This is a genomic window from Cytobacillus oceanisediminis (assembly GCF_022811925.1).
GTDB classification, from domain to species: Bacteria; Bacillota; Bacilli; order Bacillales; family Cytobacillaceae; genus Cytobacillus; species Cytobacillus oceanisediminis_D.
In genome coordinates this window covers 4,732,616-4,758,322 of the sequence record NZ_CP065511.1, presented here as the reverse complement: position 1 = coordinate 4,758,322, position 25,707 = coordinate 4,732,616, and the positions used below count along the sequence as shown (strand labels likewise).

General features: G+C 41.7%; 26 protein-coding genes and 1 pseudogene. 13 read left to right on the top strand and 14 right to left on the bottom strand.

The annotated features are described in order from the left end of the window. Positions 1–188 precede the first annotated feature (188 nt). The 6 genes from IRB79_RS23815 to menC all read left to right on the top strand — a co-directional run bounded on the left by IRB79_RS23815 (position 189) and on the right by menC (position 7,756). Positions 189–1,595 carry an isochorismate synthase gene (locus tag IRB79_RS23815; RefSeq protein ID WP_243505590.1) on the top strand — a complete coding sequence of 469 codons (1,407 nt, stop codon included), beginning with the start codon at positions 189–191 and terminating at the stop codon, positions 1,593–1,595. After that, positions 1,592–3,337 carry a 2-succinyl-5-enolpyruvyl-6-hydroxy-3-cyclohexene-1-carboxylic-acid synthase gene (gene menD / locus IRB79_RS23810; RefSeq protein WP_243505578.1) on the top strand — a complete coding sequence of 582 codons (1,746 nt, stop codon included), beginning with the start codon at positions 1,592–1,594 and terminating at the stop codon, positions 3,335–3,337. The genes IRB79_RS23815 and menD overlap by 4 nt, the downstream gene beginning before the upstream one ends. A 6-nt stretch (positions 3,338–3,343) precedes the next feature. After that, on the top strand, positions 3,344–4,189 hold the full coding sequence (gene menH, locus IRB79_RS23805; RefSeq protein ID WP_243505576.1) for a 2-succinyl-6-hydroxy-2,4-cyclohexadiene-1-carboxylate synthase: 846 nt from the start codon (positions 3,344–3,346) through the stop codon (positions 4,187–4,189). Between the two features lie 68 nt (positions 4,190–4,257). Further along, the gene (gene menB / locus IRB79_RS23800; RefSeq protein ID WP_221878702.1) at positions 4,258–5,079 is read left to right on the top strand and encodes a 1,4-dihydroxy-2-naphthoyl-CoA synthase; all 822 of its coding nucleotides are present in this window, start codon (positions 4,258–4,260) and stop codon (positions 5,077–5,079) included. Between the two features lie 81 nt (positions 5,080–5,160). Beyond that, positions 5,161–6,648, top strand: a complete 1,488-nt coding sequence (locus tag IRB79_RS23795) for an o-succinylbenzoate--CoA ligase (RefSeq protein ID WP_243509638.1) — start codon at positions 5,161–5,163, stop codon at positions 6,646–6,648. Position 6,649: 1 nt separating this feature from the next. Further along, a complete protein-coding gene (menC, locus tag IRB79_RS23790) occupies positions 6,650–7,756 on the top strand; it encodes an o-succinylbenzoate synthase (protein WP_243505569.1) in 1,107 nt (368 codons plus the stop codon). Positions 7,757–8,138: 382 nt separating this feature from the next. On the opposite strand, the gene IRB79_RS23785 is transcribed toward menC, so the two are convergent. The 4 genes from IRB79_RS23785 to IRB79_RS23770 all read right to left on the bottom strand — a co-directional run bounded on the left by IRB79_RS23785 (position 8,139) and on the right by IRB79_RS23770 (position 12,007). Next, positions 8,139–8,297, bottom strand: a complete 159-nt coding sequence (locus tag IRB79_RS23785) for a DUF1540 domain-containing protein (protein ID WP_113885567.1) — start codon at positions 8,295–8,297, stop codon at positions 8,139–8,141. A gap of 117 nt (positions 8,298–8,414) precedes the next feature. Continuing rightward, on the bottom strand, positions 8,415–9,464 hold the full coding sequence (locus tag IRB79_RS23780; protein ID WP_243505562.1) for a cytochrome d ubiquinol oxidase subunit II: 1,050 nt from the start codon (positions 9,462–9,464) through the stop codon (positions 8,415–8,417). Between the two features lie 13 nt (positions 9,465–9,477). After that, positions 9,478–10,839, bottom strand: coding sequence for a cytochrome ubiquinol oxidase subunit I (locus tag IRB79_RS23775; RefSeq protein ID WP_243505559.1), 1,362 nt, complete (start codon positions 10,837–10,839; stop codon positions 9,478–9,480). Positions 10,840–10,969: 130 nt separating this feature from the next. Beyond that, positions 10,970–12,007 (bottom strand): metal ABC transporter substrate-binding protein, encoded by a 1,038-nt coding sequence (locus IRB79_RS23770; RefSeq protein WP_243505558.1) that lies wholly within the window; start codon positions 12,005–12,007, stop codon positions 10,970–10,972. A 324-nt stretch (positions 12,008–12,331) separates the two neighbouring features. On the opposite strand from IRB79_RS23770, the gene IRB79_RS23765 reads away from it, so the two are divergent. Continuing rightward, entirely contained in the window at positions 12,332–12,895 is a 564-nt protein-coding gene (locus tag IRB79_RS23765; protein WP_243505557.1) for a beta-class carbonic anhydrase, read from the top strand. Here the strand turns inward: IRB79_RS23765 and yidD are convergent. After that, the gene (gene yidD, locus IRB79_RS23760; RefSeq protein WP_243505556.1) at positions 12,892–13,131 is read right to left on the bottom strand and encodes a membrane protein insertion efficiency factor YidD; all 240 of its coding nucleotides are present in this window, start codon (positions 13,129–13,131) and stop codon (positions 12,892–12,894) included. The genes IRB79_RS23765 and yidD overlap by 4 nt on opposite strands. A 141-nt stretch (positions 13,132–13,272) precedes the next feature. Between yidD and IRB79_RS23755 the strand changes: the two genes are divergently transcribed. Then, positions 13,273–13,746 (top strand): S-ribosylhomocysteine lyase, encoded by a 474-nt coding sequence (locus tag IRB79_RS23755; protein ID WP_243505555.1) that lies wholly within the window; start codon positions 13,273–13,275, stop codon positions 13,744–13,746. A 55-nt stretch (positions 13,747–13,801) separates the two neighbouring features. On the opposite strand, the pseudogene IRB79_RS23750 reads toward IRB79_RS23755, so the two are convergent. The 3 genes and pseudogenes from IRB79_RS23750 to ytzI all read right to left on the bottom strand — a co-directional run bounded on the left by IRB79_RS23750 (position 13,802) and on the right by ytzI (position 16,886). Next, positions 13,802–14,963: pseudogene (locus IRB79_RS23750) on the bottom strand (IS3 family transposase). Positions 14,964–15,164: 201 nt separating this feature from the next. Further along, complete coding sequence (gene cls, locus IRB79_RS23745) at positions 15,165–16,613, bottom strand: cardiolipin synthase (RefSeq protein WP_243505553.1); 1,449 nt, start codon at positions 16,611–16,613, stop codon at positions 15,165–15,167. A 90-nt stretch (positions 16,614–16,703) separates the two neighbouring features. Continuing rightward, a complete protein-coding gene (gene ytzI / locus IRB79_RS23740; RefSeq protein WP_243505551.1) occupies positions 16,704–16,886 on the bottom strand; it encodes a YtzI protein in 183 nt (60 codons plus the stop codon). 127 nt (positions 16,887–17,013) lie between these two features. Between ytzI and IRB79_RS23735 the strand changes: the two genes are divergently transcribed. Further along, on the top strand, positions 17,014–17,451 hold the full coding sequence (locus tag IRB79_RS23735) for a Dps family protein (RefSeq protein ID WP_206839236.1): 438 nt from the start codon (positions 17,014–17,016) through the stop codon (positions 17,449–17,451). A 105-nt stretch (positions 17,452–17,556) separates the two neighbouring features. Here the strand turns inward: IRB79_RS23735 and IRB79_RS23730 are convergent, their stop codons facing one another. Further along, a complete protein-coding gene (locus IRB79_RS23730) occupies positions 17,557–17,814 on the bottom strand; it encodes a DUF6154 family protein (RefSeq protein ID WP_035330414.1) in 258 nt (85 codons plus the stop codon). Positions 17,815–18,091: 277 nt separating this feature from the next. On the opposite strand from IRB79_RS23730, the gene IRB79_RS23725 reads away from it, so the two are divergent. After that, positions 18,092–18,421, top strand: coding sequence for a hydrolase (locus IRB79_RS23725; protein WP_243505549.1), 330 nt, complete (start codon positions 18,092–18,094; stop codon positions 18,419–18,421). Between the two features lie 28 nt (positions 18,422–18,449). Here the strand turns inward: IRB79_RS23725 and IRB79_RS23720 are convergent, their stop codons facing one another. Next, entirely contained in the window at positions 18,450–19,328 is an 879-nt protein-coding gene (locus IRB79_RS23720) for a DUF6612 family protein (protein ID WP_243505547.1), read from the bottom strand. Between the two features lie 154 nt (positions 19,329–19,482). Between IRB79_RS23720 and ytkD the strand changes: the two genes are divergently transcribed. After that, positions 19,483–19,950 carry an RNA deprotection pyrophosphohydrolase gene (gene ytkD / locus IRB79_RS23715; protein ID WP_243505545.1) on the top strand — a complete coding sequence of 156 codons (468 nt, stop codon included), beginning with the start codon at positions 19,483–19,485 and terminating at the stop codon, positions 19,948–19,950. Between the two features lie 29 nt (positions 19,951–19,979). Here ytkD and IRB79_RS23710 read toward each other — a convergent pair whose 3' ends face one another. The 3 genes from IRB79_RS23710 to IRB79_RS23700 are packed head-to-tail and all read right to left on the bottom strand — an operon-like array spanning position 19,980 to position 22,564. Next, the gene (locus IRB79_RS23710; protein WP_035330410.1) at positions 19,980–20,789 is read right to left on the bottom strand and encodes an ABC transporter permease; all 810 of its coding nucleotides are present in this window, start codon (positions 20,787–20,789) and stop codon (positions 19,980–19,982) included. Further along, positions 20,767–21,546: an ABC transporter ATP-binding protein gene (locus IRB79_RS23705; protein WP_243505538.1), complete on the bottom strand. Its 780-nt coding sequence runs from the start codon at positions 21,544–21,546 to the stop codon at positions 20,767–20,769. The genes IRB79_RS23710 and IRB79_RS23705 overlap by 23 nt, the downstream gene beginning before the upstream one ends. Positions 21,547–21,568: 22 nt before the next feature. Continuing rightward, complete coding sequence (locus IRB79_RS23700) at positions 21,569–22,564, bottom strand: ABC transporter substrate-binding protein (protein ID WP_243505536.1); 996 nt, start codon at positions 22,562–22,564, stop codon at positions 21,569–21,571. Positions 22,565–22,729: 165 nt separating this feature from the next. Here IRB79_RS23700 and IRB79_RS23695 point away from each other — a divergent pair, with 165 nt between their 5' ends. Further along, the gene (locus tag IRB79_RS23695; RefSeq protein WP_243505534.1) at positions 22,730–23,545 is read left to right on the top strand and encodes an alpha/beta hydrolase family protein; all 816 of its coding nucleotides are present in this window, start codon (positions 22,730–22,732) and stop codon (positions 23,543–23,545) included. A gap of 49 nt (positions 23,546–23,594) precedes the next feature. Further along, complete coding sequence (locus tag IRB79_RS23690) at positions 23,595–23,837, top strand: DUF2584 domain-containing protein (protein ID WP_243505532.1); 243 nt, start codon at positions 23,595–23,597, stop codon at positions 23,835–23,837. 209 nt (positions 23,838–24,046) lie between these two features. On the opposite strand, the gene pckA is transcribed toward IRB79_RS23690, so the two are convergent. Then, a complete protein-coding gene (gene pckA / locus IRB79_RS23685; protein ID WP_243505531.1) occupies positions 24,047–25,633 on the bottom strand; it encodes a phosphoenolpyruvate carboxykinase (ATP) in 1,587 nt (528 codons plus the stop codon). Positions 25,634–25,707: the final 74 nt, after the last annotated feature.

Sequence of the window (25,707 nt, the reverse complement as noted above, 5' to 3'; positions counted from 1 at the left end):
TTAACAGCGCTATTTGCTGAATTGAGTTCAATTCATATTATAGATGCCTAAAGTAAGCTATAATATAATATGGATGCAAAAAGGAATGGCGTGATTGACATCATTGACATTCCCTGAATCACAGGTGTATCTTAGAATAAGTTTAAAGTAGGATAACGGCAATCTAAGCTGTTATTGGAGGGATTTTTTTGGTTACGATACAAGATACGGAACTAAAAGAAGGGATCCAAGAGGCGATTGAGAGGGCAAAAGCCTTGTCAAAGCCTGTTTTAGTGAGCGAAGTTCAAAAAATAAATCATATAGACCCCCTTTCTTTTTATGCGGCAGGAAAGAGCCGTTTTTTTGGTGAACGCTTTTTCTGGAAGGATCCTTCTGGTGAAACTTATATAATCGGGCTTGGGATTTGCAAGCAAATCCAGTCAGATCAAAGTACAGGCAGATTTAATCGTGTTGAAAAGGAATGGAAGCGTTTTATTAATAACAGCATTATTTTTAACCCTTATGATAAAAATGCTACAGGGCCCGTGATGTTTGGCGGCTTTTCTTTCGATCCGCTAAAGAAGAAAACAAAGCTTTGGTCGAAGTATTCCGATTCCCTTTTTCATGTGCCGACTTATATGTACAGTGAAATGAATGGACAGGCGTATTTGACAACAAATGTTGTCTGCACTCAGCATGATGGTGATTCTCTTTTTGAAAAGATAGTGGCCGAACGAGGCATGCTAATGGCTTCAATCAAAGATTATCATCCTGAGAGTGCAAACACTCTTCAGAAGGAAGCGGATATCAATCCGGAAAAATGGATGGAGACGGTAGATGCGGTTGTAGATGAACTTAAATCCGGATCTTTAAAAAAGGTTGTGCTTGCCCGGGAATCCAGGCTCATTTATGATAAGCCGATTGAGATTGAAAGAGTTCTCTGGAATCTGATGCACATGCAGAGAGAAAGCTTTATCTTTGCTTTTGAATCGAACGGTGACTGCTTTATTGGAGCCTCACCTGAACGGCTTATAAAGAAATATGGAGAAAATGTTTTTACAACTTGTCTGGCAGGTTCCATCCCAAGAGGCAAAACGGAAGAAGATGATCATATCCTTGGCGATGCTTTATTGCATGATCAGAAAAATTTAACCGAACATCAATATGTGGTTGATATGATTAAAGAAGCAATGGAGGAATCCTGCTCAGAAGTTGAACTGCCGGATGAGCCGCAGCTGATGAAGATGAGAGATATTCAGCACTTGTATACTCCTGTAATAGGAAAAACCAAGGGAGATGCTTCCCTTCTTGCTTTAGTTGACCGTCTGCATCCGACTCCTGCTCTTGGGGGTCTGCCTAAAAAAGAAGCAGTGGAAAAAATAAGAGAAGCAGAAGAACTGGATCGGGGCTTTTATGCTGCTCCATTAGGATGGATGGACTTCAGAGGAAATGGCGAATATGCTGTTGCAATCAGATCTGGACTTATTCAGGGAAATGAAGCATCCTTATTTGCAGGCTGCGGAGTGGTGCAGGATTCAAATGCCGAAAGCGAGTACCAGGAAACAAAGATTAAATTCCGGCCAATGCTTACGGCTCTTGGGGGTTATGAAAAGTGAATCATCAGGAAGCTTTAACTTCATATATAGCCGCATTTGTGGCTGAATTAGTAAAAAACGGGATAGAGGATGTCGTGGTCAGTCCCGGCTCCCGTTCTACCCCAATGGCTATGGTAATGGCAGAGCATCCGGAGCTTCGTGTACATATCCATGTGGACGAGCGCTCGGCTGCCTTTTTTGCGTTGGGGATTGCTAAGGCATCCCAAAAACCAGCAGCTTTGCTGTGTACATCTGGAACGGCTGCAGCCAATTACTATCCTGCCATTGTGGAAGCCCGGTATTCCAGAGTGCCGCTAATTGTACTTACTGCGGACCGGCCTCATGAACTAAGAGATGTGGGTGCTCCACAGGCGATCGATCAGATCCATTTATATGGTAAAAATGCAAAGTGGTTTGTTGAGATGGCTCCTCCTGAGAATACAGCAGAAATGCTTCGTTATGCCCGCACAGTATGTGCAAGAGCAGCCTCTGCTGCCCAGGGCTCGCCGGCAGGACCTGTTCATCTTAACTTTCCTTTCCGTGAGCCGCTGGTTCCACAGCTCGATCGTGCTGATTTATTTGAGCTTCATGAGCGCACCGAAGGTTATGTAAATATTCAGGGTGGCCAGTTTGGGTTGCATAACGAACAGTACAAGGAAATGGCACAGATATTAAACTCTGCACAAAAAGGGATTATTGTCTGCGGTCCTTTGGAGAAATCTGACTTCCCTGCAGCCGTGATTAAGCTGGCGGAAAAGCTGAAATATCCGATCATTGCCGATCCATTATCCCAGCTAAGAAGCGGGCTTCACGAAGGAAGCTGCATTATTGATGCATATGATAGCTTTTTGAAAACTGAGGATGCGAAAAAGGAACTCAAGCCGGATGTCATTATACGCTTCGGGGCAATGCCTGTATCGAAGCCATTGACCATTTTTATGAAAGAAAATAGCACTGCCCGCCAAATTATTGTTGATGGAGGCGGCGGATGGCGGGATCCTGCACTGCTCTCGACCGAAATGATTCATTGCGATGAGCTGCTATTCTGCGAGTCTGTCTACCCATATTTAAACACTCCCGAGAATGATGAATTCATTGCTCTATGGAAGAAAATCAATGATCTTACCAGATCAAGGCTTGCGGATATTAATGCAGTGGACGAACTGAGCGAGGGGAAATTATTTTTCCAGCTGGCGGAATTGCTGCCGGAAGGCTCAACCCTATTTGTAGGAAATAGTATGCCTATACGGGACCTGGATACATTCTTCCACTATAATCAAAAGGGCATTAGAGTAATGGCCAACAGGGGAGCAAATGGCATTGATGGCACCGTTTCAACTGCTCTTGGTGCTGGGATGGCCTCACAGCCGCTTTATCTAGTGCTTGGTGATTTAACCTTTTTCCATGACTTAAATGGCTTAATTGCCTCTAAACAGTATGAGATTGATATCAATATATTGCTGATTAATAATAATGGAGGCGGAATCTTCTCATTCCTTCCGCAGGCCAATCACCCCCGGAACTTTGAAAAACTGTTTGGAACACCGCTTGATCTGGATTTCAGCCATGCCATTAAGATGTTTGGCGGCCAATATGATTTAATCAAAGATTGGGAGCATTTTATTTCCGTCTTCAAACAGAACATGGACAGATCAGGCATAAAGGTAATGGAAATTACGACAAATCGGGACAGAAATTTAACCGAGCATCGAGAATTGTGGGAATCTGTTTCCCGGGAAATAAGTCGATTGCTGGAAGGGTGAATGCCGATGAAATATGTCATTAATGGAGTTCGATATCATGTCGATACATGGGGGGCGGGATTTCCGCTTCTGCTTCTACATGGCTTCACAGGAAATAGTGAAGGTTGGAAAGAGTTCGCTCCCTTCTGGAAGGATCATTCGAAGACAATAGCTTTGGACATCATCGGCCATGGAGAGTCTGGATCACCACCTGATATTGGCCATTATCAAATAGAAGAGTCGGCCGCAGTGATTAACAGTCTATTAGAAAAGATGGGAATCGGGAAGATCGATGTTCTTGGATATTCTATGGGAGGGCGCCTTGCGCTAACTTTTGCGGTTAAATATCCTGAAAAGGTCCGCATGTTGATTTTGGAAAGTGCTTCTCCTGGGCTTAGGACGGAAAAGGAGCGGCATGACAGAAGGATTCAGGATACAAAATTGTCTAAAAGAATCCGGCAGGAAGGCATTAATAATTTTATTGACTATTGGGAGGACATCCCTTTATTCCAAAGTCAAAAAAGCCTTCCAGAAAAAATTCGCACAAGAATAAGAAGCCAGCGTTTGGCCAATTCTATTGATGGTCTGGCAAACAGCCTGAATGGCATGGGAACTGGCTCGCAGCCATCCTGGTGGGACGAGCTTGTTCAGCTCGAAATGCCAGTCTTTCTAATTACCGGAGAACTGGATCAAAAATTCTGCAGAATTGCAGAAGAGATGTCGAAAATTTTGCCAAATGTCCAGTGGAAGTCAATTGAAGATGCAGGACATGCAATTCATGTGGAGAAACCTGAATTATTTGGTACAATAGTAAGTGGGTTTTTGTCGCAAACAGGGGAGATTAATACAAAAGCAGCAAAGATTGAAGAATGATGTCAATGCTTGCGCAAAAGCTGTGCGGCAATTAACGCTTTTTAATACATATTAAGGAGGATTTATGTATGTCAGCTGTTGAATGGGTTGCAGGAAAACAGTACGAAGAAATCATGTATGAAACATACAATGGAATTGCGAAAATTACGATTAACAGACCGCAAGTCCATAATGCCTTTACTCCAAGAACGGTAATGGAATTAATTGATGCATTTGCGTACGCACGTGATGATGAAAATGTAGGTGTTATTGTCCTGACGGGTGCTGGAGACAAAGCATTTTGTTCAGGCGGGGACCAATCTGTCAGAGGACATGGCGGATATGTAGGCGATGACCAGATCCCTCGTTTAAATGTACTGGATCTGCAGCGCCTAATCCGTGTCATTCCTAAGCCGGTTATTGCAATGGTAAAAGGCTATGCAATTGGTGGAGGACATGTCCTTCATATCGTATGTGACTTAACGATTGCAGCAGATAACGCTGTATTCGGACAAACAGGACCTAAAGTAGGAAGCTTCGATGCTGGTTATGGTTCAGGATATCTTGCAAGAATCGTCGGCCATAAGAAAGCACGCGAAATTTGGTATCTGTGCCGCCAGTACGGCGCTCAGGAAGCTTTGGATATGGGGCTTGTCAATACGGTGGTGCCGCTTGAGAAAGTGGAAGAAGAAACAATTAAGTGGTGTGAAGAAATACTTGAGAAGAGCCCGACGGCTATCCGCTTCTTGAAGGCTGCCTTCAATGCCGATACTGATGGGCTTGCAGGAATCCAGCAATTCGCCGGAGATGCAACACTTCTATACTATACAACGGATGAAGCGAAAGAAGGCCGTGACGCATTTAAAGAAAAGCGCAAGCCTGACTTCGGCCAATTCCCGCGTTTCCCTTGATTGAATATTAATTTTTTCAGCTTGATGGCTTGCCATCAGGCTGTTTTTATATGAAAAATCGCATGAAATGAGGAGTATATGATGGAAGTGCAAATAGTGCCGAATTTTCTTCAAAAGCGGACTTTTTTAACCCCCGATCGCCCTGCCCTTTCCTTTTTGGGGAAAACCTATACATTTTCTGAAATATATGAGCGTGCATACACGATAGCAGGGCAGTTGCAGGCAGCTGGATGCATGAGAGGACAGTTTGCAGGTGTCCTTCTCCGAAATCATGAAGACACTGTTTTTATTCTGTTGGCCCTGCAGCTAATCGATGTAAAGGCCGTCATATTAAATAACAGGCTGACTGCTGAGGAATTGATTTGGCAAATGAATGATTCGAAGTCCGCTTTCCTTTTAACTGAGAATACTTTTAATGAAGTAAGCCAAAGGGTTGTAAACTCTTTAGGAGAAATTTCGGCAATCCATAAAGAAGATCTATTCAGGAAAGATCCTGATGAGCCGTCATTAGTAGAAGAAATAAGTCTTGATGAGGTTTGTACCGTCATGTATACATCCGGTACAACCGGCAATCCGAAAGGTGTACTGCAAACCTACGGAAATCATTGGTGGAGTGCTGTGGGGTCTGCATTGAATTTAGGGTTGAATGAAAACGACAGCTGGCTGTGTGCAGTCCCGATTTTTCATATTAGCGGCTATTCCATTTTAATGCGAAGCATTATCTACGGCATGAAAATGGTTCTTTTTGAATCTTTCAATGAAGAGAAAGCTATTGAGGCCATTTCCATCGAAAAAGTGACCATCATGTCTGTTGTAAGTACGATGCTGACCAGGATAGCAGATGCACTTAAAGGTGAAAAGCTGCCGGAGTATTTTAGATGTATGTTATTAGGGGGAGGGCCAGCAGCAAAATCTCTTCTTGAAGATTGCAGAGAGAAGGGAATTCCTGTTTACCAGACTTACGGAATGACAGAAACTTCGTCCCAGATTGTTACACTGGCTCCGGAATACAGTTTCAGCAAATTGGGTTCGGCCGGTAAGCCTTTATTTCCTTCCCAGCTGAAAGTTGATGCTCCAAATGGGAAGCATGCTAACCCCGGAGAAGCGGGCGAAATTCTTGTAAAAGGTCCAAATGTGACAAAAGGGTATTTAAACCGAAAAGAGGAAACAGCAGAAAAACTAAAGGGTGGCTGGCTTTCAACTGGAGATATTGGATATGTGGATAAGGAAGGATTTTTATATGTACTTGATCGGCGGTCAGATTTAATCATTTCAGGCGGAGAAAATATCTATCCAGCTGAAGTCGAGGGTGTACTTGTTTCACACTCCCAAATATCGGATGCAGGGGTTATTGGCATGAAGGACGACGTTTGGGGTGAAGTGCCTGTCGCTTTTATTGCCGGAGACGAGAATCTGGATGAAAAAGAAGTGATGCTGTACTGCTTAGAGAAGCTGGCAAAGTATAAAGCACCTAAAAAACTTATCATTATTAATGAAATTCCAAGGAACGCTTCTAAAAAGATTTTAAGAAGAAAGCTTCGGGAACTGCTTGAGGAAAGCGGGAATTAGCATGGAAATAAAGACAATTACTTTATATAAAATCACGATGCCTTTGAAAACGCCCTTTTCCACTCATTTAGGGACAGTGAATGACAGAGAGGGAATCATTGTTGAGGTAATCGATCAAGAAGGACGGAAAGGCTACGGGGAAGGAGTCGCTTTTTCTTCACCCTGGTATACGGAGGAAACGGTTGAAACAAGCTATCATATGCTTAAAGAATTCCTTATCCCAATAATGCGTAATGCGGATATAAAGCATCCTTCAGAAGCAGGCCGGGTTTTTGACGCCTTCAGAAGGAATCAAATGGCGAAAGCAGCGCTTGAGACGGCTTTATGGGACTTGGCAGCCAAAAAAGAAGATATTTCTTTATCGAAATATATAGGCGGCAAGCGGGAATTGATTCCATCCGGCGTGGTTGTTGGCGCTAAAACAAAGGAAGAAGTAAGAAGGCAAATTGAATACTATTTGGAGAGCGGTTATCAAAGGATCAAAGTAAAAATCAGCCCCGCGAATGATTATGAATTTATTTCAGAGATCCGCCGCTTTTACCCCGATCTGCCAATCATGGCAGATGCTAATTCAGCTTACTCATTAGACGATATTGAACATTTAAAAAGGCTTGATGATTTCGGGCTGCTGATGATTGAACAGCCGCTGGAATATGATGATATTGTTGATCATGCAAAGCTTCAGAAACAACTGAAAACACCGATTTGCCTGGACGAAAGTATTGTCACCTTTAATGATGCCAGGAGAGCGGTCGAGCTGGCAAGCTGTAAAGTAATCAATATTAAGATTGGCCGGGTTGGAGGTCTGGGGACAGCAAAGAAGATTCATGATTATTGCCTGGATAAAGGGATCCAGGTCTGGTGTGGAGGCATGCTGGAGTTCGGTATCTCCCGTGCACATAATATTGCTCTTGCCTCCATGGAGGGCTTTACCATTCCTGGTGATATTTCAGCATCGGGCAGGTATTGGGAAGAAGACATCATTCTGCCAGAAGTCACCGTGGAAAACGGGATGATAAAAGTTCCTGATAAGCCGGGGATCGGTTATGAAATTAATGAAAAAAGGCTGAATGAAGTTTCCACCTCAAAAGAAATCATTGCTTTATAAGGAAAAAACCGCAGTTCTGCTATTAGCAGAATTGCGGTTTTAGTTATATTTCAAAAAAAATAGACGCATTATCAGCGCCCTTTATTTATAAATTATTGTGTAATTTCGTCTTTAATAAATGAATCCTCTTTAATGGCAAAGGAGCTTAATCCAGCAGCAGCGGCAAAAGCAGCTCCAAGCAAAATGATGGTTGATAACATATGTATCACTCCTATAAGTTGTTGTTACTCTATACATTCCCGGTAAAAATCTTAATAAACTTATTTTTATTAAAAACACAAAAGCGATGCATAAAATGCACCGCTTTTGCAGAATCTCGCCTAATCAGCGAATGAAATGTAAGACCAGCAATCCGATAGCACCCGGAAGGTGATGTCACCCATTAAAGGTCATGAGGCTCGAATGTTTTACAGTCTGTTTCTTTGCTGTTGTCTGCAGTTTCGCCAGTATGGCTGACTACGTATATTTGGTCTGCACTGCATCGGTTCCCATTTTTCCAGAAAGTGCAGTTATTAACTTCACATAAAACGTCTTTTGCCATTTTCAAACACCCCTTATCAGAAAATTGTGACCACATGAAATTGACAAATTTCCGGAGCATGTCACTTTTTTATTTTCTGCAGTGCTTTTTTGTTCAGTCATGGCATTTGCAGGAATATCATGCAGGGTCTTTGGTTTGTTTTTGCCGCAGATATCGTTTGTCGTTCATAAAAAGGCTCCAAAAGTATATGAACCCGGGGAAAAGGATAAGGAATCCTGCAATATAGGTGGCAAATATGGCCCGGAATGAGCTCGGATCTGTAAATGCAGAAGCAATAGTCACTTCAGGGTATACGATATAGGGAAGATGGGCTTTTCCATATACATAGCTGGCAGCAAGGTATTGGAGGGTTATGGCAATAACCGCCAATCTGGGAATACCCCTAACTCCTTTTTTGTTTACGGATGGGAGGAACAGTGCAAGCCCTCCTATCAGAAACAATCCAAGAGACAGCAAAAGCAAAGGCAAATCATCTATCATCTTTTCATAAATCCAAAATGCTTCCCTTTTTAAAGTAAACATGATAAGAAATGCCATTATGATTGAAACTGGTCCAAGAATGATTGCATCCCTGCGGTATACTGAGTAAGCTTCCATCTCTTCCGAGGCTTTTGAGTAGTCGGCGAGGAGAAGGGAAGACAAAAACAATGTGCTGCTGATTGCAAAACCAATAAAAGCATATTCATTCGGGCTTGTAAAAAGATGCGCAAGGTCCAGAGATTGCCTGCCATCATTAAATTCAACATAATCTCCATGGGTGATAGGCAAAACGCTAATCAGCAATCCGGGGATAAGGATTCCGGATAGGCCAGAAATATAGGTGAGCGGCTTCCTGTATTCTTCCGCAATGTTGGAAAACACGAGGAATGCACTTCGGATCGCCAGTAATAGCAATATGATGCTGCCTGGTATTAGAAGTACAGTTCCCAGTGTATAGGCTGCAGTCGGAAATAGGCTATAAACTGCCACTACAATTGCGACGATAAAGGTGTTTGTCACTTCCCAGGTAGGCGACAAATAGCGGTTGGCTACATTTGTCGCCTTTATTTTAGGCCGATTGAAGTAAATCATGGACCAGAAACCTGCGCCAAAATCCATTGTCGCCATAACTGCATATATGAAGACGAATCCCCATAACACCGTGATGGCCAGTAATTCTTCCGCCATGAGATTCACTCCTTCATGTATTTGATCCGTATAGAGGAACGTTTTTCTGTTCGGCTCTACTTATATCATCTATGACGGTATTCTTTTTGAAGTAATATAGCATAACAAACACAACTGCTACTCCAAGCACTATATACACCAGGGCAAAAAGGATAAATAATATCCCCAGATTTTCAGCTGTCGTAACAGAATCAGCGGTGGACAGCACCCTGTAGATGGTCCAAGGCTGACGGCCGGTACAGGCAAACACCCAGCCGAATTCTATTCCAAGAACTGCAAGCGGGCCAGAGGCAACAAATGCCCACATGAGGAACCGCGGAAAATGATCTCTTTTCAGGAATTTATTCCATACGAATGCAATTAGTGATAATAATATGAGCAATGAGCCTATTCCGACCATCGCATTAAAGAGAGTATGAACAAAAAGCGGAGGCCATTCTTCTTCCGAAAAATCATTCAGACCCACTACAACGGTGTCAAAGCTGTTGCCCGCCAAAAAGCTTAGTGCCCATGGAATTTCGATTCCCCACTTAACCCTCTGTGTTTCACGGTCTGTAAATCCGCCAATTGAAAGGGGAGCATAGGATTGTGTTTCAAACAGCCCCTCTGCTGCTGCGAGTTTTTCGGGCTGATACTCATGCAGATATTGAGCCGATTCATGGCCGTTTAAAGCTGTTAGAAATGAAAAAATTCCGCCGACAATCAGGCTCAGCATAAGTGCTTTTTTATGAAAGTTATATACTCGTGTTCCAAATGGAGTTCTCAGCATTTTGAAAGCAGCAACTGATGCTACAACAAATGCACCTGTTGTATAAGCTGATAGTGCCACATGGCCAGCTGTAACGATAAAGCTTGGGTTAAAAAATGCAGCCCATGGATCCACATCGACAATTTCCCCATCGACAATCCTGAAGCCCTGCGGGGTTCCTTCAAATGCGTGAACATTGGTTATCAGAACAGCAGAGGCGAAAGCGCCAAGAGCAACCAGCACAAGGCTTGATATACGCATCCATGGAGGAATTCTTTCGGCAGCATACACATAAATTGACATAAATAAAGCTTCAATAAAGAAAGCGTAAATTTCAATCTGGAATGGCAATGCCATCACCTTGCCGATAACCTCCATAAAACCAGGCCAGAGTAGGGAAAGCTGCGTCCCTGCTATGGTTCCAGTCGGAATTCCTACTCCAAGAAGCACTGCAAATGCCTTGGTCCACCTTTTGGCCATAATGACGTAATCATGATCTTTCGTTTTCTGGTAAAGAAGTTCCGCTGTCAGCATCATCAGCGGCAAGCCAACTCCAATCGTTGCAAAAATAATATGAAAGCCCATTGTAGTCCCAAATAAAGACCTCGCAATCAATAAATCACTCATTGCATTTTCATCCCTTCAGTTTCTTCAATGGAAATAGTTTGTTCAAAAAACAGACAACTATGTAAATTTTTCCTGAATTAGCTATATTAAGAAACGAAAAAACCTCCCTATGTGGGAGGTTAGTGAGAACTTATTCATTTAGCGCTTTTTTCAATGAAGCCAGATTATCTTCCATAAGTGTAAAATATGTTTGATTTTCTGTTATATTTTCTTCCGTCAGGACCGATAAATTATGAAGCATTAACGGCTCTGCGCCGATTTCTTTTTGCAGAATTTCAGTCAGTTTTGAGCTGACATTCTGTTCAAAAAAGACATATTTCAAATCATGTTCTTTGGCTTCCGCGATGATTTTCTGCAGTTCTTTCTGAGTAGGCTCGCTGGAAGAATTTAAACCGGATACACTGATTTGATCCAAACCATATCGTTCTTCCCAATAACCATATGCTGCGTGTGAAACAATGAATTCCTTATGCCCAGCATTTTGAACTGTCTGCTCAAAGTTATTGTGGAGATTATCAAGCTCCTGGGCAAGCTCCAGATAATTCTGTTCAAACTGCTCCTTCTGCTCAGGCATCTGTTCCACTAAAGCATCTTTAATTGATTCAGCCAATTCTTTGGAGTATAAAGGATCCAGCCAAACATGGGGGTCGATATCTCCATGGTTATGATCATGGCCTTCTTCGGATTCTCCTTCATGATCATGGCCTTCTTCAGATTCAGCTCCGTGTTCATCTGCATGTTCTTCTTCGTGCTCTGCCTCTTCAGAGTGTCCTTCTTCTTCATGTGCAGGATCATGATTTTCATCTGAGTGAACAAACTCTATATTTTCTCCTGCTGCGACCATTTTAACTTTCTCATTTTTCAATGTTTCTTTTGCTTTTTCCACAAAGCCTTCAAGGCCGAGTCCTATAAAAATAAAAAGATCTGAATCAGCCAGCTTCATCATATCTTTTTGTGATGGTTCAAAAGTGTGTTCATCCGATCCGGGAGGATAGATGGTTTCAACTTCTAACGCATCCCCTCCGATCCGTTCAGTAAAGTATTGAAGCGGATATACCGTTGTATAAACTGTAGTTTTATTGCTGCTGTTTTCCTCTGTTTTTTCATCTGAGCAGCCTGATAGAACAAGAATTAGGCCTAGAATAAATACTAAAAATTTCTTTGTCATTTTTTCTCCTCCTTTTATAAAACGTAGTTATTACGATTTAAAGCACGGACTATATGTTAGATAATGTTTATTAGGGCAGTTAATTGCCGCAGTCAGCGTCCAAGTGATTAATAATACGTAATCATTACGATTTCACTTAGTTATCTTACAAAATATCCAGCTAAAAAGCAAGGATAAAAATTTGTTTGAAGCTCAAGCTTTATGTATCATAAATATAGATGCCTGTTAAAGGTCATCATTAGTATTGACATCTTTTAGTCAAGTATTGCAGCATTTATGTCTGCTCAAAGCAAAGGAATGCATAAAAGACAGGGAGTGGAACAATTGAAACTTTTAGAAGAAATCTTAAACCATAACCAGCAGTTTGTTGAAGAGAAAAAGTATGAAGAATTTGAAACAACGAAATTCCCTAATAAGAAAATGGTTATCTTGACTTGCATGGACACACGTTTAGTGGAGCTTCTGCCTAAAGCGCTCAATGTTAGAAACGGTGATGTGAAAATTATCAAAAATGCAGGAGCTTTAGTAACGCATCCGTTTGGAAGTATTATGAGAAGCATTTTAGTAGCTGTTTACCAGCTTCAGGCAAAAGAAGTGTTTGTTATTGGCCATCATGACTGCGGCATGAGCGGAATGAAAGCAGATACGGTTGTCAGCAGCATGAAGGAGAGAGGCATTACGGAGGATGCATTAGACACGGTGACATACTCAGGAATCGCTGCAGAAGACTGGCTGAAGGGTTTTGAAAACGTGGAGGATAGTGTGTCCCATAGCGTACATATGGTGAAAAAGCATCCATTGATGCCGGCAGATGTGCCTGTGCATGGGCTTGTTATTCATCCTGGCACAGGCAAGCTTGACCTGGTAGTGGACGGATACGAGGGTTAATTCTTTTTCTTTTTGGGCCATTCCTCCGGAACCAGGTCAACACCCCCTGGATGAAAGGGATGACATTTAAGGATCCTTTTTATAGTCAGCCATCCGCCCTTTAAGGTGCCGAATCGCTTAACAGACTCCAGCCCGTAATGGGAACATGTCGGATAAAACCGGCATGTTGGAGGCTTCAGCGGGGAAATCACAATTTGATAGAAACGAAATATCGAAATCAATATTTTTTTAAACATGACATTACCTTTCCTGGTTAAAACATATTTTCTTTTAAAATAACATATAATCGTGAAAACGTCATAATTTTCATATTAATTTGATGAATTTAGTCGGATATTACGTTATAATAAAAGGAAAACTTTAGGGGAGTGTTTTGAATGCCTTCAGTAGAAAGTTTCGAATTGGACCACAATGCTGTTAAAGCTCCATACGTGAGGCACTGCGGTGTGCATAAAGTGGGAAGTGACGGATTAGTTAACAAGTTTGATATCCGTTTCTGTCAGCCAAATAAGCAGGCGATGAAGCCGGATGTCATTCACACACTTGAGCATCTGCTTGCGTTTAATATCCGTACACATGCAGAGAAATATGATCATTTTGATATTATTGATATTTCCCCAATGGGCTGCCAGACAGGCTATTATTTAGTCGTTAGCGGAGAGCCGGCAATTGAAGAAATAATCGATCTGCTTGAAGCTACAATGCAAGATGCGGTTGAAATAACCGAGATTCCTGCTGCAAATGAGAAGCAATGCGGACAGGCAAAGCTTCATGACCTTGAAGGCGCAAAACGTCTTATGAGATTCTGGCTGGAACAATCGAAGGATGGCTTGAAACAGGTTTTTGCATAAAGAAAACGGGCTGACTTGAACTGACCTATCAATTTGAGACACCAGAAAAAAACACCTATGCTACCTGTTCCCTATATTCAATAGGAGACAGGTAGTTTAATTTTGCCTGGAGTCGTATTTGATTGTAATAATGGATGAAATTTTTTACTTTTTCCACTACAATAAGATTTGTAAGATACTCTCGTGGCTGAGAGTAGATTCTTCTGACTTTAAGGTAGAGTGGAAGGATTCAATGACGGCGTTATCCAAGCAATTGCCTTTCCGAGACATGCTTGTGATAATACATTACATTTTCAACGTTCCGATTCTGAACAGCGTCTTTTAGAGTATCCAATACAAGTGTAACGTCCTGGATCAAACTTATTCGATAAGCAATTATCTCATTATTATAAAGGTCCATAATGCTTGAAAGGTACATCATGGATTGTCCGAATGGAAGATATGTTATATCTGTAACCCATTTTTCATTTGGTTTAGATGCTTTAAAATTACGCTCCAAACGATTAGGGACAACAATATGGCTTTCTCCTGAGAATTTTACCTTCTTTTTGGGTTTTACTCGACATTGGAGACATAGTGATCAAGGTGCACAATACACGTCTAAAGCATTTCAAACGCTAGCAAAAGAAAAAGGTATATTTTTGCATTACCTTTTGAACAGTATTTCGATTGACTTCCACCTTATAATCTCTTTTAAGCCATGCCTTTACGGTTCGATGTCCTATTCGAAACTTATGTTTTACACAAATCTCTAAGATTTGCCGTTCTAATTCATTAGGTTTGCGAGGTCCTCTTTTTTTCCATCGATAATAAGTGGATCGTGGAACCCCTATAGCCTCACAAATAAGAGAAATGGAGTATTTTTCTTTTAAGACTTCTACAAGATCTAAGACAACCTCTGGTACCAACTCCTTTCGATCTCCTTGTACTTTTTTAATATCTCTAATTGAATCTGTAAATGCTGGTTTTCTCTTTTCAGCTGCTCAATCTCAGTCAGCCCCTCAGGTCCTTTTCCATAGCTATATTGCTTACCAGAAGGCTGTGCAAAACGATACATCTCTCCTTTTCTATACCACATCAGCCAAATCCTTATCTGAGAGTCATTAACAATCCCCAATTCCTCCATAATTTCACGATTGAAATATCGGCCCGACATTTTTCATCTCAATAGCTTTCATTTTTGTCTCATAAGAGTAGAAATTCTTTTTTCTCTCCATAAGAAAAACACCTCCTGCAAGTCATAATTATAATTACGACTTAAGGGGTGTTTTTTCCTTTGTCTCATTTAGCTAGGTCTCTTCAGACTAGTCAGCCCGTTTTATTATAAGATAAGTATAAAATTTTGAACGTCGAAAACTGTCTAGCTTCAGCGTCTACCCCCTCGAGGTTCGGGGGTGGGCAAGGCGCTTGCGCTTTTCTTATAATATTGGCGATAAGAGTCTTGAGACGGATTCTTTCAATTTGATTTTTAAGGCCCTATTTCTGTAATCTTCTGCAGTCAGGTTAGTTGATAGCTGGATATCTTCCTGAAAGCTCTCAGTCAGTTCTTTCGAAACGTCCTCATCATATATAAAGGCATTTACCTCAAAATTCAGCCTGAAGCTTCTTACATCTATATTCGCGGTTCCAACCGAAGAAACTTTCTCGTCAACAATCAAGGTTTTTGCATGGATGAAGCCATTCTCGTAAATAAAGATGTTCGCATTAGCTTTTAACATTTCCCCTATATAGGAGTAGGTTGCCCAATAAACAAACATATGGTCAGGCTTGTTCGGTACCATAATGTTCACTTCCACACCTGATAATGCGGCTATTTTCAATGCATCCAAAAGACTTGCGTCCGGAATGAAATATGGGGTCTGGATATAAATAGATTTACGGGCCGATGAAATCATTTTTATATACCCATTTTTAATCTGTTCCCATTCCGAATCAGGACCGCTGGTAACAATTTGCATCCCTACGCTATCGCGAGACTCGGCCAGCGGAAAATACTCAGGGGCATAGTAAATATCATGGCGGTGCGAAGCCTGGTTCCAGTCAAGGATAAAGCGAGTCTGCAGGGAATGGACAGCACTCCCTCTAATTCTTAAATGAGTATCACGCCAATACCCAAACTTTGGATTTAGCCCGAGATATTCATCCCCGACATTAAACCCGCCAACATATCCAATTTGGCCGTCAATAATGGCAATTTTACGATGGTTCCGGTAATTAATTCTCAAGTTGATAAAGTGCAGCCGGGAAGGGAAAAAGGCCTCAATTTCTCCTCCTGCCGCAATCAGCTCTTTAAACGCCCTTTTATGCAGGCTTCTTGAGCCCAGTTCATCATAGAGAAGCCTTACTTTTACGCCTTCCCTTGCCTTTTCCGTCAAAAGATTGATTAAGCTTTTCCCCAGATTATCTCTCTTGAAGATATAATATTGCAGATGGATGTGATCGGCTGCATTTTTGATATCCTCCACAAGCGAATTGAACTTCTCTTTCCCATCCGTAAAAATCCTGACCTCGTTGTCCTGTGTCAATACCGCATCATTGTTGACAAGATGCATATATATAAGGTCTTTGGAGTTTTTAATTATGTCATTTCGAAAATGGAAATCCTTTTCCTTGATTCCTCTGATTTGATTGTTCAGCAGTTCATCAATTCCAATCTTTTTGCGGTCTTCCCATTGGAACATCTTTCTTCTGGTTAAATTCTGCCCAAAGAAGAGGTACATGAAAAAACCAAGAAGAGGAATAAAAAACAAAACCATGAGCCATGCCCATGTGGCGCCTGCATCCCTTCGCTCCAGAAAGATAACAAATACAGCCAGGATAATATTTAATACTAAAAATACTGTAAGCATCATGGAGTATATATCCATCTCAATGTCCTCTCCACATGTATGTTATTTCCGTCCATTTAAAAGGAAAACCTCCGGCTGTACGGAGGCTGTATATATAATAGCGTATGCTTATGAACGGTTTTGGTTATCTTCTTGTTCTTCTTTAACCTCTTTTTGTCCCTGCTCGCTGTCAGGAAGCGGATCAACTGGGTCTACCGTATGCTTGAATTGGTAAGCTTTTGAAGTGGTAATGACGCTTAAAAGCAGTACCACGATCACAATGATAATCGATATGACTAATACCGTATACATGTTTCTCCCCCTTTTCTCTCAATATTTTACCATGAAAGCAGCTCTTTCATGAAAGATTTCGCTATGGCCAAGGCACAGGTTTGAATTTTGTTATTGTGGGTAATCTATTGTTGGGAGGATGATTTATATGAGTAAAGAATTAGTAAAAGCTGTTAACCAGCAAGTAGCAAACTGGACTGTTCTATATGTAAAGCTTCACAATTTCCATTGGTATATTAAAGGGAAAAACTTTTTTACCCTTCACGCAAAATTTGAAGAACTTTATAATGAAGCCAACGTACATGTAGATGAACTAGCTGAGAGAATCCTCGCTCTTGAGGCTAAGCCGGTTGCGACTATGAAGGAAGTTCTTGAGACCAGTTCTCTCGAAGAAGCGACAGGAAAAGAAAATGAAGAACAGATGGTCCAATCTGTCGTTGATGACTTCGAAAAAATGGTGGACGAGCTTCAGGAAGCAATTGAGCTTGCAGAAGAAGCCAAAGATGAAGGAACAGGCGACATGCTGATTGCTGTAAAGCAAAGCTTAAAGAAACATATTTGGATGCTAAAAGCATACCTTGGATAATAAACAAAGACTGGCTGGAAAGCTGGTCTTTTTATATGCAAAATAAAAGCGGCTTATCGCCGCCTTCAAATAATATGGATAGTTAATAATTCGGATATGTATAGTTTAGTGTATGTTCCGGTGATGAATGATCGGGCTTCTGCGCTGGCCGTAATTCTCACTGGCAAATTTCCCTTTTAAGCTCTCAATCAAATAAAGCCCCATTAAATCATATAATTCCTGATTATCGAGATCCTTGATAATATTCAGCAGGTCTTCTCTGTCCATTTCTTCTAAGAAGGCAAAAGCGAGCATATCGATATCCTCTTCATCACCTGTCAGCTTATTCCTGTAAAGTTCATATAGCTCATCAATCAGTTTCATGATAACACCTCCTTAAAAAATACTCCCGTTTTATATAGTATACTTAATTTAATACCCCTGATGCAGGAAAATATTCACCGCAGATAAATTGAGAAGCTGTTTCTCAATTATTTAACTTAGTATATGTAAGCTTATGAAGAATGATCGTAATTTCGTATAATTTTATCACAAATGTGGGATACGATAACTATAGAAATGAAAAAGTCATGATAAATAATGATAAAGTAACCGGTGTTGAAACTGCGTCACAGGAATGAACAAAAAAGGGGCTGACAGGATGGAAGGGAATAAAAAGACGTATTATATAACGCTTGGTTCTGGGGAGATTTCACAAAGTGCCACTGGCTCAACATGGAATTTTAAAATAGAGGCAACAGATGATGAAATCATTGCCTTAAGAGAATATTTTGACCAGAACTATTCAACTGAGTGGCAGAATTTTTTCAGAGCCCATGTTCCTTATGTTCAATACCATTATGACCGTGAAAATGATGCTTATGATGATACAATGAAGAAAATATATGGAATGATTTATGATCTTGGAGATGATGAAGCAAGAAAACATATTGAAAGCATGGGGATCCTTACTGAAGAGGAACATAAATAAAAAGCTGAGGCGAATGCCTCAGCTTTTCTTACATTTCCATTTCTACAGCTGTATCAAGAACTTCCTGCGGAACGGCTATAGCCTCTACCTTATTATAGTTTGCATATTGGCCGTTCATGTTCTGCTTCATGGAGATGGTCTGGCCTTCAGCCGTGATTTCCATTTCCATAATCATATTCAGCACGCTTGGATAAAAAGTTTCTTTATCAATCACGATTTCGTATTCCACGCCGTTAATTTTCATGTTATCAAGCATTTCTCCGTTGGCTGCCAGTTCAGGCGGAAGTGTTTCTGCTGCTGTTTCCTTCACAAAATCATTAAATTTTTCTCCATCGGCTTTCAGTTTTAGGATATAGCTTTTTGCATCCTGTTCAAACGTAAAGTCGTCCACGAACTCCTGCAATTTCTTTAGTTCTTCACCAGGATTAGTCTGCTGGCTGGACATTTGAAGCAAATCATCCGACATTTCTTTAGGGAACTTCATCCACTGCTCACCGGCTGCATCATATAGGAACATGCCTTCTTCAGTAAAATAGCTTTCAATATCATACGATTCTTCTGTGCCGTCCATCGACATAGTCATTTTTTGGTAGAAGGCCATCGGATCTGTTGTAACATCCATATCAATGACAGAATCGATATTCATATTTTCCCCTTCAGTGCCTGAACTCATTTCCTGGCTCATATCCATATTTACCGAGAAGCTTTTTAGCTCTTCTGAAGCCTCGGTAGATTTCGTTAAAACTTCCTCCAGTGTCAATTCTGAAGCTTCTTCTGTTTTTGTCTCTTCCTTGTCCGTGCCGCCAGCAGATTCATTTACAGGTTTGGCTGTTTCATTGCACGCAGCCAGCATTAGAATCATTAAGAAGCCAGTAATGATTGCAAGGGATTTTTTCAAGGTATACACTCCTCTATTTAGGTTAGTCAGCTAATTTTACGGGGAAAAAAGGAAAAAGTTTCAAAAATATGTAATTTGATACTTTAGCCCCAGAAGTTTTTAAATATATGATTAACCTTTATAATGATAACATCAGAATTTAATTATCGAGTGAGGGAAAAGTATGGAAACCTTTTTGGATGAGAACGGCGGGGAAGTACGATTTTCTTTTAATAAACGAGCTTTCGGAACCGAGCCAAAACATGTTCTGGTCATTTGCCGCTATGGCGATCAATGGCTGCTGACGAATCACAAAAAGCGGGGTTGGGAATTTCCGGGCGGTAAGAGAGAAAAGGGTGAGTCTCTTGAAGAGGCAGCCAGAAGAGAAGTTTATGAGGAAACAGGAGCAGACTTAAAGAATTTAAATTTTATTGGTGAATATGAAGTTAATTTGGGAACAGAGCGTTTTGTCAAAGCCATTTTTTTCGCAGAGGTGAAAAGCCTTAACAAAACGGATCAATATTTTGAAACAAACGGTCCCATTCTGACAGCGGGAAACTTGCTGGAAGACAGGTGGAGCAGTCAATACAGTTTTATCATGAAGGATAAAGTAGTTGAAAAGAGCCTCGAAAAAATCATGCAGGGAAAGTAAAAAAACGGCATTATCGCTGCCGTTTTTTATTATGACCCATTTTTTATCAGTTTTCGCTCGAGCAGTTCGACGAGCTGATACATCACTGTTGCAAAAACAGCAATTACCAGTAATGACAGCATGACAAGGGTAAAGTTGAATACTTGGAAGCCGTAAATAATCATGTATCCGAGACCTTTTGAGGATACAAGGAATTCGCCTACGATAACACCGACCCATGATAGCCCGACATTCACCTTTAAAGTGGAGATGATGGTCGGGAAGGAAGCAGGCAAAATGGCTTCCCTGAAGATTTGAAATCGATTTGCCCCAAAGGTCTGAAGCACTTTAATATAATTGGGGTCAACTTCTTTGAAAGATGTATACACGACAATGGTTGTGATGATGATGGAAATAATCGCGCCCATGGCTACGATTGAAGTAAAGCTGGGGCCTAATGCGACGATTAATATCGGACCAAGAGCAACCTTTGGCATTGAATTCAGGACAACCAAATAGGGATCCGCTATTTTTGAAAGCATCGGTGACCACCAGAGAATGGCTGCAAGCAATGTGCCTAGAAAAGTGCCCAAAATGAATCCAAATACGGTTTCTGACAAAGTGTAGCCTAAATCCACCATCAAGGTACCATCCTGGATTTTGGTTAAAAATAATCCCCATACTTTAGAAGGCGCACTGAAAATCAGCGGGTCAATCCATTGCTTTTGGCTTGCCAGCTCCCATCCGGAAAAAAACACGATAAAGATGACAGCCTGATAGAAGCGGACCCACTTTTTTTCACGGTTCAACGACTGGATATATTTCTGGTGGAGGAATTTAACGTTCTCCTGCGGGCTCAAGGGACTCCAGCTCCTTCCATATAGTTTGAAAAATCGCTGGATATGCTTCATGATTTCTTGCGTTAAAAGGGGTTTCATCTCTTAATTCTTTTGGTATTACAAACGTTTTATGAAGCTGTCCGGGCCTAGCGGAAAAGAGAAAAACGCGATCACTCATGCTGATTGCCTCACCAATATCATGGGTAACCAGTATGGCTGTTTTTCCGAAAGTTTTAAGCGTGTTAGAGACCAAATCCTCAAGCTTCAGTTTGGTTTGATAATCCAGCGCGGAAAAGGGTTCATCAAGCATGAGCAGCTTTGGTTCGGTTGCTAGTGTTCTTACAAGGGCAACGCGCTGGCGCATTCCGCCTGAAAGCTGCTTCGGAAACTGTGACTCTACACCTTTCAGTCCCATCTCCTGAAGGAGCTGCAGTGCATAAGCTTTTTTATCAGGAGTAAGGCTGTTCCCGATTTTCAGCCCCAGCTGGATATTTTCTTCAATCGTTTTCCAGGGAAAAAGATAATCCTGCTGCAGCATATAGCCAATTTCATTTTCTGCTGTTTTAACCCGCTTTCCTTCAAGTGTTACAGTGCCTTCAGTAGGTTCAAACAAGCCTGCTATGATGGAAAGCAAAGTCGTCTTGCCGCATCCGCTTGGGCCGAGGAAGGAAACAAATTCTCCTTCCTCCACTTCAAGCGAAATATTGGAGAGGGCCGTTACAGCAGAGGTTTTCGTAAAATAAGTGTGGTGGACAGCATCTACTTTTAGAAAATTCATGTCGGCCTCCTCTTTCGTTTATTTACTTCATTACACCTTCAGCGATATCTGTGTTGACAAGTGTGTCATGCTCTATGCGATTAGGGAGCTCTCCTGCTTCGTCCATGATGTTCTGCAGGTTTTCCCATTCTTCAGTGTCCAGGATAGGGTCTTTTGCAAATGACCCCTGACTCTTGTAGCGGTCTACTACCATCTCAATGACGTCAAGTTCAGTATTGTCAAAATATCCTTGAATGGCTTCAGCCGTTTCTTTCGCGCTGTGTGTCTCAACCCATTGCTGTGCTTTATAGATCGCTCTTGTAAACTTCTCAACTGTTTCCTTATTTTTATCAATATAGCTTTGTTTCGTCATGAATGTGGTATATGGTACATGTCCGGATTCGGTTCCAAAAGAAGCAACAATGTATCCTTTTCCTTCTTTTTCAAATACACTTGCAGTAGGTTCAAACAGCTGGACAAATTCACCGGTTCCCGAAGCGAAGGCGGGGGCAATATTGGCAAAATCGATATTTTGGATTAAATCCAGATCCTGGTGCGGGTCAATGCCATGCTTTTTCAAAACAAACTCGCCAACCATCTGCGGCATGCCGCCTTTGCGCTGACCCAGGAATGTTTTGCCTTCTAGCATATCCCATGAAAAGTTATCTATTTTATTGCGGGAAACAAGAAATGTTCCATCCGTTTGAGTGAGCTGTGCAAAGTTAATGACCGGATCATTGGAGCCCTGAGCCGAAACGTAAATGGAAGTTTCGGAACCTACAAGTGCAACATCAGCGCTATCCGACAGCAGAGCAGTCATCGTTTTATCTCCGCCGGCAGTTGTCGTAAGCTTTACTTTAAGCCCTTCTTCTTCAAAGAAACCTTTCTCAAGGGCTACATATTGCGGAGCATAGAAGATGGAACGTGTCACTTCGGCAATACGGACAGTTTGCATTTCATCCTTTCCGCAGGCTGCCAAAGGAACGATAAGTATCACCGCAAGCAAAAACAGCATGCTTACTTTCATCCATTTTTTCATAAGCCATAAGACCTCCCTTATGCTAAAAAAGTCAGATTTAAATGCCTAGGATATCGTATGAAAATCGAAAAAATGTGTGAATGCCCATGGAAACATTTTTAGGCGGAGGTCTTAAAGCTCATACTATTAGTCGTATCCAGAATACTTCAAGAGGGGAATGAGGACATGGATTTCAAAAATGGCCAAATGATAAATAAACAGAGATTTCCTTCGCCAAATCCGGCAATCGAATTATCTGTTGTCACATATCATGCAAATGGATTACATATAAAAGGCCTGCTGGCAGAGCCAAAGGGGGAGGGGCTATATGATGGATTCCTTTACCTGAGAGGAGGCATAAAAAATGTCGGGAAAGTAAGGCCTTCCCGGATTGTACAGTTTGCCTGTGAAGGTTTTATTGTATTCGCGCCTTTTTACAGAGGCAATCAAGGGGGAGACGGAAACGAAGATTTTGCAGGGGAGGACAGACAGGACGCGTTTGCCGCTTTTACTCTTCTTCAGGAGCATGCCCGGGTAAAAAGAGTCCATATATTTGGCTTTTCCCGCGGTGGCGTGATGGCATTGCTTACTGCAATCGAGTTTCCGGAAGCCGCGTCCATTGTAACATGGGGGGGGGTCAGTGATATGTTTCTCACCTATGTGGAGCGCAAGGATCTCCGGAGAATGATGAAACGTGTAATAGGCGGAACCCCGACTAAGTTTCCGGAACGGTATAAATATCGCACCCCGCTTTTTCAGCTGGAGCAGCTGCAGGCACCTGTCTTAATCATCCATGGAGAACAGGATCATAATGTTTCGGTGGAGCATTCCTATCGCCTGGAAAAAAGGCTTAAGGCTCTAAAAAAAGAAGTGGGCAGCTGGTATTTCCCTGAATATACCCACTACTTTCCGCCAGCCGTGAACCGGAAGACGGTAGAGGATTTAAGCGCGTGGATGAAAAGCAAAGGGCAGATGAAATTAAGGACTTTCAGAGCGCAATAAGGTGGGGTAAAATAGAGAAAAGGATATTAAGAATGAAGGAGAGATACCAATGGGTATGCCTTTAGAGCTGAACACAATGATCGTGACAAAGGGAAAGGAGACCAGACTTGATGAGAATTTCTTTTCACTTGTCAAAGACGGGTACAGATTATATCCGCTCGATATCCCGGTCGAGGTAAAAAGAACAATTGATGGCGACCTGAACGGTATGGGTGTCATCAGAAAAGTGGAATGGGAAAACAGCCGGACCCTCATTACTTACCAGCTTGTTTCCTTAAACTCAACAAACTAAAAGAGCGCCTGGACTAAGTCCGGCGTTTTTTCGTTCAAAATTTTTCTGCAAACTGCAAGTGGGAATAGTGCTTTTAAATTAAGGAAGAGAAAGAGAGATCGGCAATTATAAGCCCGTTTGCAGGAAACATATTCGTTCGAGAGGGCTGAATTACAAAATAAAATATCAAAAAAGGAATTGCCGCTTATACGGCAATTCCTTTTTTGATATTATGCGATTGGTCCGCCTTTTTCTTCGATTTCAGAAGAAACGCTTGTAAATTTCTTGAAGTTTTCACGGAATTTTGCAGCGAGTTCTTTTGCTTTTGCTTCATAAGCAGCCTGATCTGCCCATGTTTTATTTGGCTGAAGAACTTCGTCAGGCACACCAGTAACGTGCTGCGGAATTTCCAATCCGAAAATTTCGTCTTTGACTGTTTCTACGTTGTGCAGTTCGCCTTCAAGTGCAGCTTCCACCATAGCACGAGTGTAAGCAAGTTTCATGCGTTCACCGACTCCGTACTCTCCGCCAGTCCATCCTGTGTTTACCAGGAATACTTTTGCATTATGCTCATCGATCTTCTCGCCAAGCATTTCAGCATAACGGTTTGCAGGAAGCGGAAGGAAAGGTGATCCAAAGCAAGTTGAGAACGTTGCCTGCGGTGAAGTAATGCCGCGCTCAGTTCCTGCAAGCTTGGAAGTATAGCCGCTTAAGAAATGGTACATTGCCTGCTCTTTTGATAGTTTAGAGATTGGAGGCAATACGCCAAATGCGTCAGCTGTTAAAAATACGATTGTATTAGGATGTCCGGCAATGCTTGGGTCAACGATATTATCGATGGCCTGAAGCTGGTATGCCGCACGTGTATTTTCAGTTAAAGTGCTGTCATCGTAATCAGCAACCCGAGTTTCGCTGTTTACCACCACATTTTCCAATACAGCCCCAAAGCGGATAGCATCAAAAATTTGCGGTTCTTTCTCACGGGATAAGTTAATGCATTTCGCATAGCAGCCGCCTTCAATATTGAATACACCATTTGCAGACCAGCCATGCTCGTCATCACCAATCAGCTTGCGGTTAGGGTCTGCAGATAAGGTTGTTTTCCCTGTTCCGGATAAGCCGAAGAATAAAGCGACATCTCCTTCGCGGCCAACGTTCGCGGAGCAGTGCATCGGAAGAATCCCGTTTTCTGGAAGCATGTAGTTCATAACAGAGAAAATGGACTTTTTCATTTCGCCTGCATATTCAGTACCGCCGATTAAAACAGTGCGGCGCTCGAATGAAATGATGATGAATGTTTCGGACTTTGTGCCGTCAACTGCAGGGTCTGCTTTGAAATTAGGTGCAGAAATGACTGTGAACTCTGATTGATGATCCAATAGCTCGTCTTCTGCCGGACGAATGAATAACTGATGTGCGAAAAGATTGTGCCAGGCATATTCATTAATTACCTGGATTGGCATGCGGTGCTTTTTATCGGCACCTGCGAAGCCTTTGAAAACAAATACTTCTTCTTTTTCTTTTAAGTAGTTGATTACTTTATTATAAAGATTAGAGAATGCTTCTTCAGAAATAGGCTGGTTTACGCTGCCCCAGTCCATTTTATCTTTATTTGATGCTTCTTCAACAATGTATTTATCTTTAGGAGAACGTCCTGTATACTTTCCTGTAGTAGCGCGTACGGCACCAGTAGAGGTAAGGGACCCTTCATTGCGGTTTAATACTTTTTCCACAAGCTGAGGAACAGATAATTGCACTTGAATGTTGCTGCCATTTAGTAATTCGCTCAATTCGTTTGATATGCTTACAGAGTTCATCTGATGAATACCTTCCTTTTTCCCGATTTTTTTATGAAAGTGATTACATCTCGAAATTAGTATAACACATTAAA

Excerpts from the sequence above, each read along its gene's own strand:
- menH (WP_243505576.1), top strand. The coding sequence starts at position 3,344 with ATGAAATATGTCATTAATGGAGTTCGATATCATGTCGATACATGGGGG.
- menB (WP_221878702.1), top strand. The coding sequence starts at position 4,258 with ATGTCAGCTGTTGAATGGGTTGCAGGAAAACAGTACGAAGAAATCATG.
- IRB79_RS23795 (WP_243509638.1), top strand. The coding sequence starts at position 5,161 with ATGGAAGTGCAAATAGTGCCGAATTTTCTTCAAAAGCGGACTTTTTTA.
- menC (WP_243505569.1), top strand. The coding sequence starts at position 6,650 with ATGGAAATAAAGACAATTACTTTATATAAAATCACGATGCCTTTGAAA.
- IRB79_RS23785 (WP_113885567.1), bottom strand. The coding sequence starts at position 8,297 with ATGGCAAAAGACGTTTTATGTGAAGTTAATAACTGCACTTTCTGGAAA.
- IRB79_RS23780 (WP_243505562.1), bottom strand. The coding sequence starts at position 9,464 with ATGGCGGAAGAATTACTGGCCATCACGGTGTTATGGGGATTCGTCTTC.
- IRB79_RS23775 (WP_243505559.1), bottom strand. The coding sequence starts at position 10,839 with ATGAGTGATTTATTGATTGCGAGGTCTTTATTTGGGACTACAATGGGC.
- IRB79_RS23770 (WP_243505558.1), bottom strand. The coding sequence starts at position 12,007 with ATGACAAAGAAATTTTTAGTATTTATTCTAGGCCTAATTCTTGTTCTA.
- yidD (WP_243505556.1), bottom strand. The coding sequence starts at position 13,131 with ATGTTTAAAAAAATATTGATTTCGATATTTCGTTTCTATCAAATTGTG.
- IRB79_RS23755 (WP_243505555.1), top strand. The coding sequence starts at position 13,273 with ATGCCTTCAGTAGAAAGTTTCGAATTGGACCACAATGCTGTTAAAGCT.
- cls (WP_243505553.1), bottom strand. The coding sequence starts at position 16,613 with ATGGATATATACTCCATGATGCTTACAGTATTTTTAGTATTAAATATT.
- ytzI (WP_243505551.1), bottom strand. The coding sequence starts at position 16,886 with ATGTATACGGTATTAGTCATATCGATTATCATTGTGATCGTGGTACTG.
- IRB79_RS23735 (WP_206839236.1), top strand. The coding sequence starts at position 17,014 with ATGAGTAAAGAATTAGTAAAAGCTGTTAACCAGCAAGTAGCAAACTGG.
- IRB79_RS23730 (WP_035330414.1), bottom strand. The coding sequence starts at position 17,814 with ATGAAACTGATTGATGAGCTATATGAACTTTACAGGAATAAGCTGACA.
- IRB79_RS23725 (WP_243505549.1), top strand. The coding sequence starts at position 18,092 with ATGGAAGGGAATAAAAAGACGTATTATATAACGCTTGGTTCTGGGGAG.
- ytkD (WP_243505545.1), top strand. The coding sequence starts at position 19,483 with ATGGAAACCTTTTTGGATGAGAACGGCGGGGAAGTACGATTTTCTTTT.
- IRB79_RS23705 (WP_243505538.1), bottom strand. The coding sequence starts at position 21,546 with ATGAATTTTCTAAAAGTAGATGCTGTCCACCACACTTATTTTACGAAA.
- IRB79_RS23700 (WP_243505536.1), bottom strand. The coding sequence starts at position 22,564 with ATGAAAAAATGGATGAAAGTAAGCATGCTGTTTTTGCTTGCGGTGATA.
- IRB79_RS23695 (WP_243505534.1), top strand. The coding sequence starts at position 22,730 with ATGGATTTCAAAAATGGCCAAATGATAAATAAACAGAGATTTCCTTCG.
- IRB79_RS23690 (WP_243505532.1), top strand. The coding sequence starts at position 23,595 with ATGGGTATGCCTTTAGAGCTGAACACAATGATCGTGACAAAGGGAAAG.
- pckA (WP_243505531.1), bottom strand. The coding sequence starts at position 25,633 with ATGAACTCTGTAAGCATATCAAACGAATTGAGCGAATTACTAAATGGC.